26 protein-coding genes are annotated in these 12,437 nt (G+C 50.1%); 1 reads left to right on the forward strand and 25 read right to left on the reverse strand.

The features are described 5' to 3' along the window. Nucleotides 1-9 precede the first annotated feature (9 nt). From secY to rpsJ, 22 genes are all read right to left on the reverse strand, one after another. Nucleotides 10-1,341: a preprotein translocase subunit SecY gene (gene secY, locus AAIG39_RS24375; protein ID WP_047372881.1), complete on the reverse strand. Its 1,332-nt coding sequence runs from the start codon at nt 1,339-1,341 to the stop codon at nt 10-12. 7 nt (nt 1,342-1,348) lie between these two features. Continuing rightward, nucleotides 1,349-1,783 carry a 50S ribosomal protein L15 gene (gene rplO, locus AAIG39_RS24380; RefSeq protein WP_047372880.1) on the reverse strand — a complete coding sequence of 145 codons (435 nt, stop codon included), beginning with the start codon at nt 1,781-1,783 and terminating at the stop codon, nt 1,349-1,351. Between the two features lie 3 nt (nt 1,784-1,786). Continuing rightward, nucleotides 1,787-1,966, reverse strand: a complete 180-nt coding sequence (gene rpmD, locus AAIG39_RS24385) for a 50S ribosomal protein L30 (RefSeq protein ID WP_001140434.1) — start codon at nt 1,964-1,966, stop codon at nt 1,787-1,789. Nucleotides 1,967-1,969: 3 nt separating this feature from the next. Continuing rightward, entirely contained in the window at nt 1,970-2,473 is a 504-nt protein-coding gene (gene rpsE, locus AAIG39_RS24390; protein WP_039076818.1) for a 30S ribosomal protein S5, read from the reverse strand. A gap of 14 nt (nt 2,474-2,487) precedes the next feature. Beyond that, nucleotides 2,488-2,841, reverse strand: a complete 354-nt coding sequence (gene rplR, locus AAIG39_RS24395; RefSeq protein WP_039076817.1) for a 50S ribosomal protein L18 — start codon at nt 2,839-2,841, stop codon at nt 2,488-2,490. Nucleotides 2,842-2,850: 9 nt separating this feature from the next. Next, a complete protein-coding gene (rplF, locus tag AAIG39_RS24400; protein WP_039076816.1) occupies nt 2,851-3,384 on the reverse strand; it encodes a 50S ribosomal protein L6 in 534 nt (177 codons plus the stop codon). A 12-nt stretch (nt 3,385-3,396) separates the two neighbouring features. Further along, the gene (gene rpsH, locus AAIG39_RS24405) at nt 3,397-3,789 is read right to left on the reverse strand and encodes a 30S ribosomal protein S8 (RefSeq protein WP_039076815.1); all 393 of its coding nucleotides are present in this window, start codon (nt 3,787-3,789) and stop codon (nt 3,397-3,399) included. A gap of 33 nt (nt 3,790-3,822) precedes the next feature. Next, nucleotides 3,823-4,128: a 30S ribosomal protein S14 gene (gene rpsN / locus AAIG39_RS24410; protein ID WP_039076814.1), complete on the reverse strand. Its 306-nt coding sequence runs from the start codon at nt 4,126-4,128 to the stop codon at nt 3,823-3,825. A 14-nt stretch (nt 4,129-4,142) separates the two neighbouring features. Next, on the reverse strand, nt 4,143-4,682 hold the full coding sequence (gene rplE / locus AAIG39_RS24415; RefSeq protein ID WP_001096200.1) for a 50S ribosomal protein L5: 540 nt from the start codon (nt 4,680-4,682) through the stop codon (nt 4,143-4,145). Between the two features lie 14 nt (nt 4,683-4,696). Continuing rightward, a complete protein-coding gene (gene rplX, locus AAIG39_RS24420) occupies nt 4,697-5,011 on the reverse strand; it encodes a 50S ribosomal protein L24 (RefSeq protein ID WP_015962742.1) in 315 nt (104 codons plus the stop codon). 10 nt (nt 5,012-5,021) lie between these two features. Further along, nucleotides 5,022-5,393, reverse strand: a complete 372-nt coding sequence (gene rplN / locus AAIG39_RS24425) for a 50S ribosomal protein L14 (protein ID WP_004388611.1) — start codon at nt 5,391-5,393, stop codon at nt 5,022-5,024. 161 nt (nt 5,394-5,554) lie between these two features. Further along, a complete protein-coding gene (rpsQ, locus tag AAIG39_RS24430) occupies nt 5,555-5,809 on the reverse strand; it encodes a 30S ribosomal protein S17 (protein ID WP_000130100.1) in 255 nt (84 codons plus the stop codon). Next, nucleotides 5,809-6,000, reverse strand: coding sequence for a 50S ribosomal protein L29 (gene rpmC, locus AAIG39_RS24435; protein WP_032614707.1), 192 nt, complete (start codon nt 5,998-6,000; stop codon nt 5,809-5,811). Before rpmC ends, rpsQ begins: the two co-directional genes overlap by 1 nt. Next, a complete protein-coding gene (gene rplP, locus AAIG39_RS24440) occupies nt 6,000-6,410 on the reverse strand; it encodes a 50S ribosomal protein L16 (RefSeq protein WP_007369814.1) in 411 nt (136 codons plus the stop codon). Before rplP ends, rpmC begins: the two co-directional genes overlap by 1 nt. 12 nt (nt 6,411-6,422) lie before the next feature. Next, entirely contained in the window at nt 6,423-7,124 is a 702-nt protein-coding gene (rpsC, locus tag AAIG39_RS24445; RefSeq protein ID WP_000529945.1) for a 30S ribosomal protein S3, read from the reverse strand. Nucleotides 7,125-7,141: 17 nt separating this feature from the next. Beyond that, nucleotides 7,142-7,474, reverse strand: coding sequence for a 50S ribosomal protein L22 (rplV, locus tag AAIG39_RS24450; protein ID WP_002919773.1), 333 nt, complete (start codon nt 7,472-7,474; stop codon nt 7,142-7,144). Between the two features lie 14 nt (nt 7,475-7,488). After that, a complete protein-coding gene (gene rpsS, locus AAIG39_RS24455) occupies nt 7,489-7,767 on the reverse strand; it encodes a 30S ribosomal protein S19 (RefSeq protein WP_001138115.1) in 279 nt (92 codons plus the stop codon). Between the two features lie 16 nt (nt 7,768-7,783). Continuing rightward, nucleotides 7,784-8,605 carry a 50S ribosomal protein L2 gene (gene rplB, locus AAIG39_RS24460; RefSeq protein WP_039076813.1) on the reverse strand — a complete coding sequence of 274 codons (822 nt, stop codon included), beginning with the start codon at nt 8,603-8,605 and terminating at the stop codon, nt 7,784-7,786. Nucleotides 8,606-8,622: 17 nt separating this feature from the next. After that, nucleotides 8,623-8,925, reverse strand: a complete 303-nt coding sequence (rplW, locus tag AAIG39_RS24465) for a 50S ribosomal protein L23 (RefSeq protein ID WP_000617546.1) — start codon at nt 8,923-8,925, stop codon at nt 8,623-8,625. Next, nucleotides 8,922-9,527, reverse strand: a complete 606-nt coding sequence (rplD, locus tag AAIG39_RS24470; protein ID WP_039076812.1) for a 50S ribosomal protein L4 — start codon at nt 9,525-9,527, stop codon at nt 8,922-8,924. Before rplD ends, rplW begins: the two co-directional genes overlap by 4 nt. 10 nt (nt 9,528-9,537) lie before the next feature. After that, entirely contained in the window at nt 9,538-10,167 is a 630-nt protein-coding gene (gene rplC, locus AAIG39_RS24475) for a 50S ribosomal protein L3 (protein WP_047372879.1), read from the reverse strand. Nucleotides 10,168-10,199: 32 nt separating this feature from the next. Beyond that, the gene (gene rpsJ, locus AAIG39_RS24480; protein ID WP_001181005.1) at nt 10,200-10,511 is read right to left on the reverse strand and encodes a 30S ribosomal protein S10; all 312 of its coding nucleotides are present in this window, start codon (nt 10,509-10,511) and stop codon (nt 10,200-10,202) included. 370 nt (nt 10,512-10,881) lie between these two features. Here rpsJ and AAIG39_RS24485 point away from each other — a divergent pair, with 370 nt between their 5' ends. Continuing rightward, nucleotides 10,882-11,367, forward strand: a complete 486-nt coding sequence (locus AAIG39_RS24485; RefSeq protein ID WP_343194930.1) for a prepilin peptidase — start codon at nt 10,882-10,884, stop codon at nt 11,365-11,367. Here the strand turns inward: AAIG39_RS24485 and bfr are convergent. From bfr to AAIG39_RS24500, 3 genes are all read right to left on the reverse strand, one after another. After that, nucleotides 11,351-11,827, reverse strand: coding sequence for a bacterioferritin (bfr, locus tag AAIG39_RS24490; RefSeq protein WP_047372877.1), 477 nt, complete (start codon nt 11,825-11,827; stop codon nt 11,351-11,353). The genes AAIG39_RS24485 and bfr overlap by 17 nt on opposite strands. 70 nt (nt 11,828-11,897) lie before the next feature. Next, a complete protein-coding gene (gene bfd, locus AAIG39_RS24495) occupies nt 11,898-12,092 on the reverse strand; it encodes a bacterioferritin-associated ferredoxin (RefSeq protein ID WP_039076808.1) in 195 nt (64 codons plus the stop codon). A gap of 180 nt (nt 12,093-12,272) precedes the next feature. Next, on the reverse strand, nt 12,273-12,437 hold a 165-nt coding region (locus tag AAIG39_RS24500), incomplete at its 5' end, for an EF-Tu C-terminal domain-related protein (RefSeq protein WP_001669278.1).

Consider the following 12,437-nt stretch of genomic DNA (forward strand, 5'->3'; position numbering starts at 1 on the left):
GGGCGACCATTAACGGCCATAGCCTTTCAGGTTCGCCTTCTTCAATGCAGACTCATACTGACTTGACATCATCAGAGTTTGCACTTGAGCCATAAAGTCCATAATCACGACAACAACGATAAGCAGCGAAGTCCCACCGAAGTAGAACGGCACTTTCATCGCATCACGCATGAACTCCGGGATCAGGCAGATAAAAGTAATATACAACGCACCAACCAAAGTCAGGCGGGTCATTACCTTATCGATATACTTCGCCGTTTGCTCTCCCGGACGAATTCCTGGTACAAATGCACCGGACTTCTTCAGGTTATCTGCTGTTTCACGCGGATTGAAAACCAATGCCGTGTAGAAGAAACAGAAGAATATGATTGCAGACGCATAGAGTAACACATAAAGCGGTTGCCCAGGCTGCAAATACAGCGAAATTGTTGTCAGCCAGTTCCAACCAGTACCGCCCCCGAACCATGACGCGATGGTTGCCGGGAACAGAATAATACTGGAAGCGAAGATTGCCGGGATTACCCCCGCCATATTCACTTTCAGCGGCAAATGTGTGCTCTGAGCAGCATAGACACGACGACCCTGCTGACGTTTCGCGTAGTTTACCACAATGCGGCGTTGACCACGTTCAACGAATACAACAAAGAACGTCACTGCAAATACTAATACTGCAACCAACAGCAACAGGAGGAAGTGCAGGTCGCCTTGACGCGCTTGCTCGATAGTATGGGCAATGGCTGGCGGGAGTCCCGCAACGATACCAGCGAAGATAATGATTGAGATACCGTTGCCGATACCACGCTCAGTAATCTGTTCGCCGAGCCACATCAGGAACATCGTTCCTGTAACCAGACTTACAACAGCGGTGAAATAGAATGCAAAGCCTGGGTTAATAACCAGGCCCTGCATACCAGGCATATTCGGCAAACCGGTAGCTATACCGGTTGCCTGAAATATCGCCAGCACCAGAGTACCGTAACGGGTGTACTGGCTAATCTTACGACGACCAGATTCCCCTTCTTTCTTCAGTTCTGCCAGGGCCGGATGAACGACCGTCAGCAACTGGATAATAATAGATGCCGAGATGTACGGCATAATACCCAGTGCGAAGATAGAAGCACGGCTGAGAGCACCACCAGAGAACATGTTAAACATTTCAATGATGGTGCCTCGCTGTTGCTCAAGCAGTTTGGCAAGTACAGCGGCATCAATACCAGGGATCGGAATAAAAGAGCCAATACGGAACACAATAAGCGCACCGATAACAAACAGCAGTCTGCGTTTCAGCTCGCCTAAGCCACCTTTGGCACTTTGAAAATCTAATCCCGGTTGTTTAGCCATCTGCTACTTATTCCTCGATTTTACCGCCAGCAGCTTCGATAGCAGCACGAGCGCCTTTAGTAACACGCAGGCCACGAACAGTTACCGGAGTAGAAACTTCACCAGACAGAATCACTTTCGCGAACTCGATCTGAATACCGATAATGTTTGCTGCTTTCAGCGTGTTCAGGTCAACTACGTCGCCTTCTACTTTAGCCAGATCAGAGAGACGAATCTCAGCAGTGATCATTGCTTTACGAGAAGTGAAACCGAATTTCGGCAGACGACGGTACAGTGGCATCTGACCACCCTCGAAACCGCGACGTACGCCACCGCCAGAACGAGATTTCTGACCTTTGTGACCACGACCACCGGTTTTACCGAGGCCAGAACCGATACCACGACCCAGGCGTTTACCCGCCTTTTTGGAGCCTTCGGCCGGAGACAGAGTATTTAAACGCATCTCTTACTCCTCAACTTTAACCATGAAGGAAACCGCGTTGACCATACCACGAACGGCAGGAGTATCCTCACGTTCTACGGTGTGACCAATACGACGCAGACCCAGGCCAAGCAGCGTTGCCTTGTGTTTCGGCAGACGACCGATTGCACTGCGGGTTTGAGTAATTTTAATAGTCTTTGCCATGGTTTATTTCCCCAGAATTTCTTCAACGGATTTACCACGCTTGGCAGCGACCATTTCTGGAGAATTCATATTTTCCAGGCCATCAATAGTTGCACGAACCACGTTGATCGGGTTGGTGGAACCATATGCTTTAGCCAGAACGTTATGAACCCCAGCGACTTCCAGGACGGCGCGCATTGCACCACCGGCGATGATACCGGTACCTTCGGAAGCCGGCTGCATGAATACACGAGAACCCGTGTGAGTACCCTTAACCGGGTGCTGCAGGGTGCCGTGGTTCAGCGCGACGTTAATCATATTGCGACGGGCTTTTTCCATCGCTTTCTGGATCGCTGCCGGAACTTCGCGAGCTTTACCGTAACCAAAACCTACGCGACCGTTACCATCACCAACTACAGTCAGAGCTGTGAAGGAGAAAATACGACCACCTTTAACGGTTTTAGATACGCGGTTTACCGCGATCAGCTTTTCCTGCAGTTCGCCAGCTTGTTTTTCGATGTGAGCCATCTTACACCTCTACCTTAGAACTGAAGGCCAGCTTCACGGGCAGCATCTGCCAGTGCCTGGACACGACCATGATATTGGAACCCGGAACGGTCAAAGGACACATCTTTGATGCCTTTTTCCAGAGCGCGTTCAGCGACAGCTTTACCCACAGCTGCAGCCGCGTCTTTGTTACCGGTGTACTTCAGTTGTTCAGAGATAGCTTTTTCTACAGTAGAAGCAGCTACCAGAACTTCAGAACCGTTCGGTGCAATTACCTGTGCGTAAATATGACGCGGGGTACGATGTACCACCAGGCGAGTTGCGCCCAGCTCTTTGAGCTTGCGGCGTGCGCGGGTCGCACGACGGATACGAGCAGATTTCTTATCCATAGTGTTACCTTACTTCTTCTTAGCCTCTTTGGTACGCACGACTTCGTCGGCGTAACGAACACCCTTGCCTTTATAAGGCTCAGGACGACGGTAGGCGCGCAGATCAGCTGCAACCTGACCGATCAACTGCTTATCAGCGCCTTTCAGCACGATTTCAGTTTGAGTCGGGCACTCTGCAGTGATGCCAGCCGGCAGTTGATGGTCAACAGGATGAGAGAAACCTAAAGCCAGGTTTACTGCATTTCCTTTGACCGCTGCACGGTAACCTACACCAACCAGCTGCAGCTTCTTAGTGAAGCCTTCGGTAACACCGATAACCATTGAGTTCAGCAGGGCACGTGCGGTACCAGCCTGAGCCCAACCGTCTGCGTAACCATCACGCGGACCGAAAGTCAGAGCGTTATCTGCATGTTTCACTTCAACAGCATCGTTGAGAGTACGAGTCAGCTCGCCGTTTTTACCTTTGATCGTGATAACCTGACCGTTGAGTTTTACATCAACGCCGGCAGGAATAACGACCGGTGCTTTAGCAACACGAGACATTTTTTCCTCCGATTAGGCTACGTAGCAGATAATTTCGCCACCAAGACCAGCCTGGCGCGCTGCACGATCAGTCATAACACCTTTAGAGGTAGAAACAACTGCAATACCCAGACCACCCATAACTTTCGGCAGCTCATCTTTTTTCTTATAGATGCGCAGACCTGGGCGGCTGACACGCTGAATGCTTTCTACAACAGCTTTGCCCTGGAAGTATTTAAGAGCTACTTCCAGTTCAGGCTTGGTGTCGCCTTCGATTTTGAAATCTTCAATAAAACCTTCTTCCTTCAGCACGTTGGCAATTGCCACTTTCAGCTTGGAGGAAGGCATGGTGACCGCAGCTTTGTTCGCGGCCTGACCGTTACGGATACGGGTCAGCATATCCGCGATCGGATCTTGCATGCTCATCTGTCTTTACTCCCGTGATTCAATTGGTGACAATTACCAGCTAGCCTTTTTCAGACCCGGGATTTCACCGCGCATAGCGGCTTCACGGACCTTAATACGGCTCAACCCGAACTTCCGCAGGAAAGCGTGCGGACGACCAGTTTGACGGCAGCGATTACGCTGACGAGACGGGCTGGAATCACGCGGCAGAGTCTGCAGCTTGAGAACGGCATTCCAACGATCTTCGTCGGTTGCGTTCACATCAGAGATGATAGCTTTCAGTTCAGCGCGTTTAGCGAAGAATTTATCAGCTAAAGCTACGCGCTTTACTTCGCGTGCTTTCATTGATTGCTTAGCCATTAAGTAACCCTACCTTACTTGCGGAACGGGAAGTCAAAGGCAGCCAGCAGAGCACGGCCTTCTTCGTCAGATTTCGCAGTAGTGGTAATGGTAATATCCAAACCACGCACGCGGTCGACTTTATCGTAGTCGATTTCTGGGAAGATGATCTGCTCACGGACACCCATGCTGTAGTTACCACGACCGTCAAAAGACTTAGCGGACAAGCCACGGAAGTCACGGATACGCGGTACAGCAATAGTGATCAGGCGCTCAAAGAACTCCCACATGCGTTCGCCACGCAGAGTTACTTTACAGCCGATCGGATAGCCCTGACGGATTTTGAAGCCTGCAACAGATTTGCGTGCTTTGGTGATCAACGGTTTTTGACCGGAGATTGCTGCCAGGTCAGCTGCTGCGTTATCCAGCAGTTTCTTGTCAGCGATCGCTTCACCAACACCCATGTTCAGGGTGATCTTCTCGACCCGAGGGACTTGCATGACAGAATTGTAGTTAAACTCAGTCATGAGTTTTTTAACTACTTCGTCTTTGTAGTAATCATGCAGTTTCGCCATCGTACTACTCCAAATTACTTGATAGTTTCGCTATTAGACTTGAAGAAACGGACTTTTTTGCCGTCTTCGAATCTAAAGCCTACACGGTCAGCCTTGCCGGTTGCCGCATTGAAGATTGCAATGTTAGAGATCTGAATAGCTGCTTCTTTCTCAACAATGCCGCCTGGTTGATTCAGGGCCGGAACCGGCTTCTGATGTTTCTTAACCAGGTTGATACCTTCAACGATGACCTTGCCGGAAGACAGGACATTCTTAACTTTACCGCGCTTACCTTTATCTTTGCCGGTCAGCACGATAACTTCGTCATCACGACGGATTTTCGCTGCCATGATTCGCTCCTTAGAGTACTTCTGGTGCCAGAGAGATGATTTTCATAAACTTCTCAGAACGAAGTTCACGAGTTACCGGCCCAAAAATACGCGTACCGATGGGCTGCTCGCTGTTGTTGTTCAGAAGAACACAAGCATTACCATCGAAGCGAACGACAGAACCGTCAGGGCGACGAACACCCTTCTTGGTGCGCACCACTACCGCCTTCAGCACATCACCTTTTTTGACCTTACCACGCGGAATTGCTTCTTTGATGGTGATCTTGATGATGTCGCCTACGCCTGCGTAGCGACGGTGCGAGCCACCCAGAACCTTGATACACATTACGCGACGTGCACCGGAGTTGTCGGCGACGTTCAGCATAGTCTGTTCTTGGATCATTTTAGTGCTCCGCTAATGTCAACTACTACTGAGACCCTAAAAACGGGTCGTTAAAAAGCCCCATATCGGGGGCGCGGCATTATAACACCGCTTACCGGATATGGGTAGAAAAAATAAACGGCCCATCGCTGGACCGTTTATTATTGAGAATGCGTACTGTATTACAGAACCGCTTTCTCTACAACGCGAACCAGCGTCCAGGACTTAGTCTTGGACAGCGGACGGCATTCGCGGATTTCAACCACGTCACCGATACCGCATTCGTTGTTCTCGTCATGTACGTGCAGTTTGGTCGTACGCTTGATGAATTTACCGTAGATCGGGTGTTTCACAAAACGTTCGATAGCAACAACAATGGATTTCTCCATTTTGTCGCTAACTACGCGACCTTGCAGAGTACGGATTTTATCGGTCATTACGCACCCGCCTTCTGAGTCAGTAAAGTCTTAACGCGTGCAACATCACGACGAACCTGCTTCAGCAGGTGAGTCTGTTGCAGCTGGCCACTTGCAGCCTGCATACGCAGGTTGAACTGCTCACGCAGCAGGTTCAGCAGCTCAGCGTTCAGCTCTTCAACGCTTTTTTCACGCAGCTCATTTGCTTTCATTACATCACCGTCTTAGTTACAAAGGTGGTTTTAATCGGCAGTTTTGCTGCTGCCAGCTCGAAGGCTTCACGGGCCAGCTCTTCCGGAACGCCGTCCATTTCATACAGGACTTTACCCGGCTGAATCAAGGCAACCCAATACTCCACGTTACCTTTACCTTTACCCATACGAACTTCCAGCGGCTTCTCGGTGATCGGTTTGTCCGGGAATACACGGATCCAGATCTTACCCTGACGCTTAACTGCACGTGTCATGGCACGACGTGCTGCTTCGATCTGACGAGCGGTCAGACGACCACGGCCAACAGCTTTCAGACCGTAAGTGCCGAAGCTCACATCCGTGCCCTGCGCCAGACCACGGTTGCGGCCTTTGTGCACCTTACGGAATTTTGTACGCTTTGGTTGTAACATCAGCGACGCTCCTTATTTACGGCCTTTACGCTGCTGCTTTTTCGGTTGAGCAGCCGGTTTTTCCGGTTGTTCAACAGCAGCCATACCACCAAGGATCTCACCTTTGAAGATCCACACTTTAACGCCGATTACACCATAAGTGGTGTGCGCTTCAGAGGTGTTGTAGTCAATGTCAGCACGCAGAGTGTGCAGCGGAACACGACCTTCGCGGTACCATTCGGTACGTGCGATTTCCGCGCCGCCCAGACGGCCGCTAACTTCAACTTTGATACCTTTAGCGCCCAGACGCATTGCGTTCTGTACAGCACGCTTCATAGCACGACGGAACATAACACGACGTTCCAGCTGAGAAGTAATGCTGTCAGCAACCAGTTTTGCGTCCAGTTCAGGTTTACGAACTTCGGCGATATTGATCTGAGCAGGAACGCCAGCGATATCCGCTACGACCTTGCGCAGTTTTTCTACGTCTTCGCCTTTCTTACCGATAACGATACCCGGGCGAGCGGTGTGAATGGTCACACGGATGCTCTTAGCCGGACGCTCGATAACGATACGAGATACGGACGCTTTAGCCAGTTCCTTAGTAAGGTACTGGCGTACTTTAAAATCGCTGTCCAGGTTGTCAGCGAATTCTTTGGTGTTCGCGAACCAGGTAGAGTTCCAAGGTTTGACAATACCCAGGCGAATACCATTAGGATGTACTTTCTGACCCATTGCTAGTCTCCAGAGTCTCAGCGATCGGACACAACCACAGTAATGTGGCTGGTGCGCTTCAGGATGCGATCTGCACGACCTTTTGCACGCGGCATAATGCGCTTCATGCTCGGGCCTTCGTCTACGAAAATTTTCGCAACTTTCAGATCGTCAATGTCAGCGCCATCGTTGTGTTCAGCGTTAGCAATGGCAGATTCCAGAACTTTCTTGACCAGTACAGCCGCTTTCTTATTGGTGTAGGTCAGAATATCCAGGGCCTGCGACACTTTCTTACCGCGAATCAGGTCAGCAACAAGGCGAACCTTCTGAGCAGAAGAACGAGCATGGCGATGTTGAGCTAAAGTTTCCATCTCTTCCTCCTACCTTATTTCTTCTTCGCTTTTTTATCAGCAGCGTGGCCGCGATAAGTACGAGTCGGTGCGAATTCACCCAGTTTGTGACCGACCATTTCGTCGGAAACAAATACCGGAACGTGCTGACGACCATTATGGACAGCGATGGTCAAACCGATCATGTTAGGAAAGATCGTTGAACGACGGGACCAAGTGCGCAGGGGCTTCTTGTCTCCGCTTTCCACCGCTTTCTCTACCTTCTTCAGCAAGTGCAGGTCAATAAAAGGACCTTTCTTGAGAGAACGTGGCATGGCTTATCCTCTAATATTATTTGCTACGGCGACGTACGATAAATTTATCAGTACGCTTGTTGCTGCGAGTCTTCTTACCTTTGGTCTGAACGCCCCATGGAGTTACCGGGTGCTTACCAAAGTTACGACCTTCACCACCACCATGTGGGTGGTCGACTGGGTTCATCGCAGTACCGCGAACGGTAGGACGAACACCACGCCAGCGTGCAGCACCTGCTTTACCCAGAACGCGCAGCATATGCTCAGCATTGCCAACTTCGCCCAGAGTAGCGCGGCAGTCTGCTTCGACTTTACGCATTTCACCAGAACGCAGACGCAGGGTGACATAAGCACCATCACGCGCAACGATCTGAACGTAAGTACCAGCGGAACGTGCCAGCTGACCGCCTTTACCTGGTTTCATTTCTACGTTATGAACGGTAGAACCAACCGGGATATTGCGCATCGGCAGGGTGTTGCCTGCTTTGATTGCAGCATCAACGCCAGACTGAATCTGGTCGCCAGCTTTCAGGCCTTTAGGGGCCAGAATGTAACGGCGCTCGCCATCTTTGTACAGAACCAGTGCGATGTTCGCAGAACGGTTCGGATCGTACTCAAGACGCTCAACAACTGCCGGGATACCGTCTTTGTTGCGTTTGAAGTCAACCAGACGATAAGCCTGCTTGTGGCCACCACCGATGTGACGAGTGGTGATACGGCCATTGTTGTTACGACCACCGGATTTGCTGTTTTTTTCCAGCAGCGGAGCAAAAGGTTTGCCCTTGTGCAGCTCAGGGTTAACCACTTTAACTACGTGGCGACGACCCGGAGATGTCGGTTTACATTTAACAACTGCCATTGTATTACTCCTCCGACTTACTCAGCGCCGCCAACGAAGTCCAGATTCTGGCCTTCTTTCAGGGTGACGTAAGCTTTTTTCCAGTCGCTACGACGACCGATACGCTGTCCGTGACGTTTAACTTTCCCTTTAACTACCAGGGTGTTAACGACTTCGACTTCGACTTCAAACAGTTTCTGCACAGCAGCTTTGATTTCTGCTTTGGTCGCGTCTTTAGCAACTTTGAGAACGATGGTGTTAGTTTTTTCCATCGCAGTAGACGCTTTTTCAGAAACGTGCGGTGCACGCAGCACCTTCAGCAGACGTTCTTCACGAATCATGCCAGCATCTCCTCAACTTGCTTAACAGCATCAGCAGTCATTACGACTTTGTCGAAGGCGATCAGGCTAACCGGGTCGATACCAGTTGCATCGCGTACGTCAACCTTGTGCAGGTTGCGCGCAGCCAGGAACAGGTTTTCGTCCAGCTCACCGGTGATGATCAGCACATCTTCCAGAGCCATGTCTTTCAGTTTCTGTGCCAGCAGCTTGGTTTTCGGCGCTTCAACAGAGAAAGATTCGACAACGATCAGACGATCCTGACGTACCAGTTCGGACAGGATGCTTTTCAGCGCGCCGCGGTACATCTTTTTGTTAACTTTTTGACTGTGGTCCTGCGGACGCGCAGCGAAAGTCACGCCACCAGAACGCCAAATCGGGCTCTTGATAGAACCAGAACGCGCACGGCCGGTACCTTTCTGGCGCCACGGTTTTTTACCGGAACCAGTTACTTCAGCACGAGTCTTCTGAGCACGAGAACCCTGACGTGCACCAGCTGCATAAGCAACAACAACCTGGTGTACCAGCGCTTCGTTAAAATCACGACCGAAGGTAGTTTCGGAAACAGTCAGCGCGCTCTGCGCGTCTTTCAATACTAATTCCATTGCTATCTCCTCACGCCTTCACAGCTGGTTTAACGATCAGGTCGCTACCGGTTGCACCCGGGACCGCACCTTTAACCAGCAGCAGGTTGCGCTCAGCGTCAACACGTACTACGTCCAGGCTCTGAACGGTTACACGTTCGTTACCCAGCTGACCTGCCATTTTCTTGCCTTTGAACACTTTGCCCGGAGTCTGGTTCTGACCGATAGAACCCGGAACGCGGTGAGACAAGGAGTTACCGTGGGTAGCGTCCTGGGTACGGAAGTTCCAGCGCTTAACGGTACCTGCGAAACCTTTACCTTTAGAGGTGCCAGTTACGTCAACTTTTTTAACTTCGGCAAACAGCTCAACGCTAATGCTCTGACCTACGGTGAATTCTTCGCCGTCAGCAAGACGGAATTCCCACAGACCACGGCCAGCTTCTACGCCAGCTTTAGCGAAGTGACCCGCTTCCGGCTTAGTTACACGGTTAGCTTTTTTAGCACCAGTGGTCACCTGAATAGCGCGGTAGCCATCGTTAGCCAGATCTTTAACCTGAGTAACGCGGTTTGCTTCAACTTCGATTACGGTTACTGGGATAGATACGCCATCTTCAGTGAAGATGCGGGTCATACCCACTTTTTTACCGACTAAACCAATCATTGTTTCAACCTCTCAATCGCTCGATGACCTGATTAACCCAGGCTGATCTGCACGTCTACACCGGCAGCCAGGTCCAGACGCATCAGAGCATCAACGGTTTTCTCGGTTGGCTCAACGATGTCAACCAGACGCTTGTGAGTGCGGATTTCGTACTGATCGCGCGCGTCTTTGTTAACGTGCGGGGAGATCAGAACGGTGAAGCGCTCTTTGCGGGTCGGCAGCGGGATCGGACCACGGACTTGCGCACCAGTGCGCTTGGCAGTCTCGACGATTTCCGCGGTTGATTGATCGATCAGACGATGATCAAACGCTTTCAGGCGGATACGGATTCTTTGGTTCTGCATGAGACCAGAGCTCCAATTATTTTATAGACGAAATGATTACTCCTCATACCCATTACGATTGATGGGAGAGTGTAACCGTTCTTACATAGCCCCCCGATTGGGAGCATTGTTTGATAGCAAAATGCGCTATCGGGGTTCATATCGAACCAGCCGTCAATTACGACAAGCCCGCGCATTATACGTAAATCTGGCATTTACGCAAGGGGCGTTTATAAATTAAACGGCTACACATCTGGCTTCGCAAATTGTTTGTAGCACGATGTATGGCGGTCTTTTTTTTCTCGGGCTAGTGCGCAAGAAGTACTTCACCCTCTTTTGCCGCTTGCCTCCGTCGTAGATGCTCAAATGCAAGCGAGCATGTGGAGGTTAAATGGCAAGTACAATTCTCTTTGTGGTTATTTATCTAATACTTAATGCATTCCTGGTTTGGTATGACGTCCGGCAAGGTCTTCTACCCGATCGCTTCACCTGCCCTCTTCTCTGGGCCGGGCTGTTTTATTTTGGCTGGTTCAATCCCGCGCTGTTACAGGAAAAGGTTTTTGGGGCAATTGCGGGATACGGCGGATTCGCAGCACTCTATTGGGGGTATCGCTTTCTCCGACATCAGGAGGGACTCGGCTATGGTGACGTAAAATTTCTGGCTGCGCTCGGTGCCTGGCATGGCTGGGAAGCCTTACCTTTACTTATCTTCATTGCCGCCTTACTTGCGTCAGGTGTCGTTTGCCTGATGACGCTAAAATGCAGAAATCTGCAGATAATAAAAAACCCGCTCCCTTTTGGTCCATTCCTGGCGGGCGCGGGTTTGATAATAGCTTATCAAAGCATTTTCAGGTCGATAGTCAATCTTCAACCTTGATTTGCGACTGAAGATAGTTCTGCAAACCAATCTTGCCGATAAGATCCAGCTCGGTTTCCAGCCAGTCAATGTGGCCTTCTTCGTCGGCAAGAATTTCAATCATCATGTCCCGACTGACATAGTCGTGCACACTGTCAGCATAGGCAATGGCTTCACGTAAATCTCTTGCCCCTTCCAGTTCCAGTCGTAAATCGGACTGAAGCATTTCCTCAACGTCTTCACCGATGCCGAGTTTGCCCAGGTCTTGCAGATTCGGAATGCCTTCAAGAAACAGAATACGCTCGATGTATTTATCGGCGTGTTTCATTTCATCGATGGATTCGTGATATTCAACATCATTAAGGCGCATCAGGCCCCAGTTTTTGAACATTCTCGCATGGAGAAAATACTGGTTGATTGCGACAAGCTCGTTTCCCAACAACTTATTGAGATAATTTATAACTTTGACATCACCTTTCATTATAGTCCCTCCGCTTCCACTCATTGAAGCGTAGATCGGGCTACGGGGAAGTCAAAAAAAAGCAGAAGTCTCAGGCAGTTTCTTTATATTCCGGGATCTGTAGCAACTCGTCCTGCATAATTTCACGAGCAGCACGTACACACTTACCACACTGATTTCCAACAGGAATAAACTTGCGCAATTGCTGAAAGGATTGGGGATGAAACTGGCGTACAGCCTGGCGAATTTTTTTATCACTTACACCATTACACAAACAAACGTACATAATCACTCCCGTTCAATTTATGTGCAAAGTCTAAATGAGAATAGTTATGATTACAATAGCACAACGATGTTTGTATGCCGGGATGATGTGGAAAAATGCGAACAAATATGACGGCCAGCGAACAGACAGCAAAAAGGGCGCCTTAGCGCCCTTTTCAATTCAAAACTAATTAGCGAGTAATTAGCCCAGAACTTTTGCTACAACGCCCGCGCCTACAGTACGGCCGCCTTCACGGATTGCGAAACGCAGACCGTCGTCCATCGCGATCGGGTGGATCAGGGTAACAACCATTTTGATGTTGTCGCCCGGCATTACCATCTCTACGCCTTCCGGCAGTTCGATGGT

The organism is Phytobacter palmae (genome assembly GCF_039409775.1).
GTDB lineage: Bacteria > Pseudomonadota > Gammaproteobacteria > Enterobacterales > Enterobacteriaceae > Phytobacter > Phytobacter palmae.

Bases quoted from the DNA above. Each gene is read 5' to 3' on its own strand.
- secY (WP_047372881.1), bottom strand. From the start codon at position 1,341: ATGGCTAAACAACCGGGATTAGATTTTCAAAGTGCCAAAGGTGGCTTA.
- rplO (WP_047372880.1), bottom strand. From the start codon at position 1,783: ATGCGTTTAAATACTCTGTCTCCGGCCGAAGGCTCCAAAAAGGCGGGT.
- rpmD (WP_001140434.1), bottom strand. From the start codon at position 1,966: ATGGCAAAGACTATTAAAATTACTCAAACCCGCAGTGCAATCGGTCGT.
- rpsE (WP_039076818.1), bottom strand. From the start codon at position 2,473: ATGGCTCACATCGAAAAACAAGCTGGCGAACTGCAGGAAAAGCTGATC.
- rplR (WP_039076817.1), bottom strand. From the start codon at position 2,841: ATGGATAAGAAATCTGCTCGTATCCGTCGTGCGACCCGCGCACGCCGC.
- rplF (WP_039076816.1), bottom strand. From the start codon at position 3,384: ATGTCTCGTGTTGCTAAAGCACCGGTCGTTATTCCTGCCGGCGTTGAT.
- rpsH (WP_039076815.1), bottom strand. From the start codon at position 3,789: ATGAGCATGCAAGATCCGATCGCGGATATGCTGACCCGTATCCGTAAC.
- rpsN (WP_039076814.1), bottom strand. From the start codon at position 4,128: ATGGCTAAGCAATCAATGAAAGCACGCGAAGTAAAGCGCGTAGCTTTA.
- rplE (WP_001096200.1), bottom strand. From the start codon at position 4,682: ATGGCGAAACTGCATGATTACTACAAAGACGAAGTAGTTAAAAAACTC.
- rplX (WP_015962742.1), bottom strand. From the start codon at position 5,011: ATGGCAGCGAAAATCCGTCGTGATGACGAAGTTATCGTGCTGACCGGC.
- rplN (WP_004388611.1), bottom strand. From the start codon at position 5,393: ATGATCCAAGAACAGACTATGCTGAACGTCGCCGACAACTCCGGTGCA.
- rpsQ (WP_000130100.1), bottom strand. From the start codon at position 5,809: ATGACCGATAAAATCCGTACTCTGCAAGGTCGCGTAGTTAGCGACAAA.
- rpmC (WP_032614707.1), bottom strand. From the start codon at position 6,000: ATGAAAGCAAATGAGCTGCGTGAAAAAAGCGTTGAAGAGCTGAACGCT.
- rplP (WP_007369814.1), bottom strand. From the start codon at position 6,410: ATGTTACAACCAAAGCGTACAAAATTCCGTAAGGTGCACAAAGGCCGC.
- rpsC (WP_000529945.1), bottom strand. From the start codon at position 7,124: ATGGGTCAGAAAGTACATCCTAATGGTATTCGCCTGGGTATTGTCAAA.
- rplV (WP_002919773.1), bottom strand. From the start codon at position 7,474: ATGGAAACTTTAGCTCAACATCGCCATGCTCGTTCTTCTGCTCAGAAG.
- rpsS (WP_001138115.1), bottom strand. From the start codon at position 7,767: ATGCCACGTTCTCTCAAGAAAGGTCCTTTTATTGACCTGCACTTGCTG.
- rplB (WP_039076813.1), bottom strand. From the start codon at position 8,605: ATGGCAGTTGTTAAATGTAAACCGACATCTCCGGGTCGTCGCCACGTA.
- rplW (WP_000617546.1), bottom strand. From the start codon at position 8,925: ATGATTCGTGAAGAACGTCTGCTGAAGGTGCTGCGTGCACCGCACGTT.
- rplD (WP_039076812.1), bottom strand. From the start codon at position 9,527: ATGGAATTAGTATTGAAAGACGCGCAGAGCGCGCTGACTGTTTCCGAA.
- rplC (WP_047372879.1), bottom strand. From the start codon at position 10,167: ATGATTGGTTTAGTCGGTAAAAAAGTGGGTATGACCCGCATCTTCACT.
- rpsJ (WP_001181005.1), bottom strand. From the start codon at position 10,511: ATGCAGAACCAAAGAATCCGTATCCGCCTGAAAGCGTTTGATCATCGT.
- AAIG39_RS24485 (WP_343194930.1), top strand. From the start codon at position 10,882: ATGGCAAGTACAATTCTCTTTGTGGTTATTTATCTAATACTTAATGCA.
- bfr (WP_047372877.1), bottom strand. From the start codon at position 11,827: ATGAAAGGTGATGTCAAAGTTATAAATTATCTCAATAAGTTGTTGGGA.
- bfd (WP_039076808.1), bottom strand. From the start codon at position 12,092: ATGTACGTTTGTTTGTGTAATGGTGTAAGTGATAAAAAAATTCGCCAG.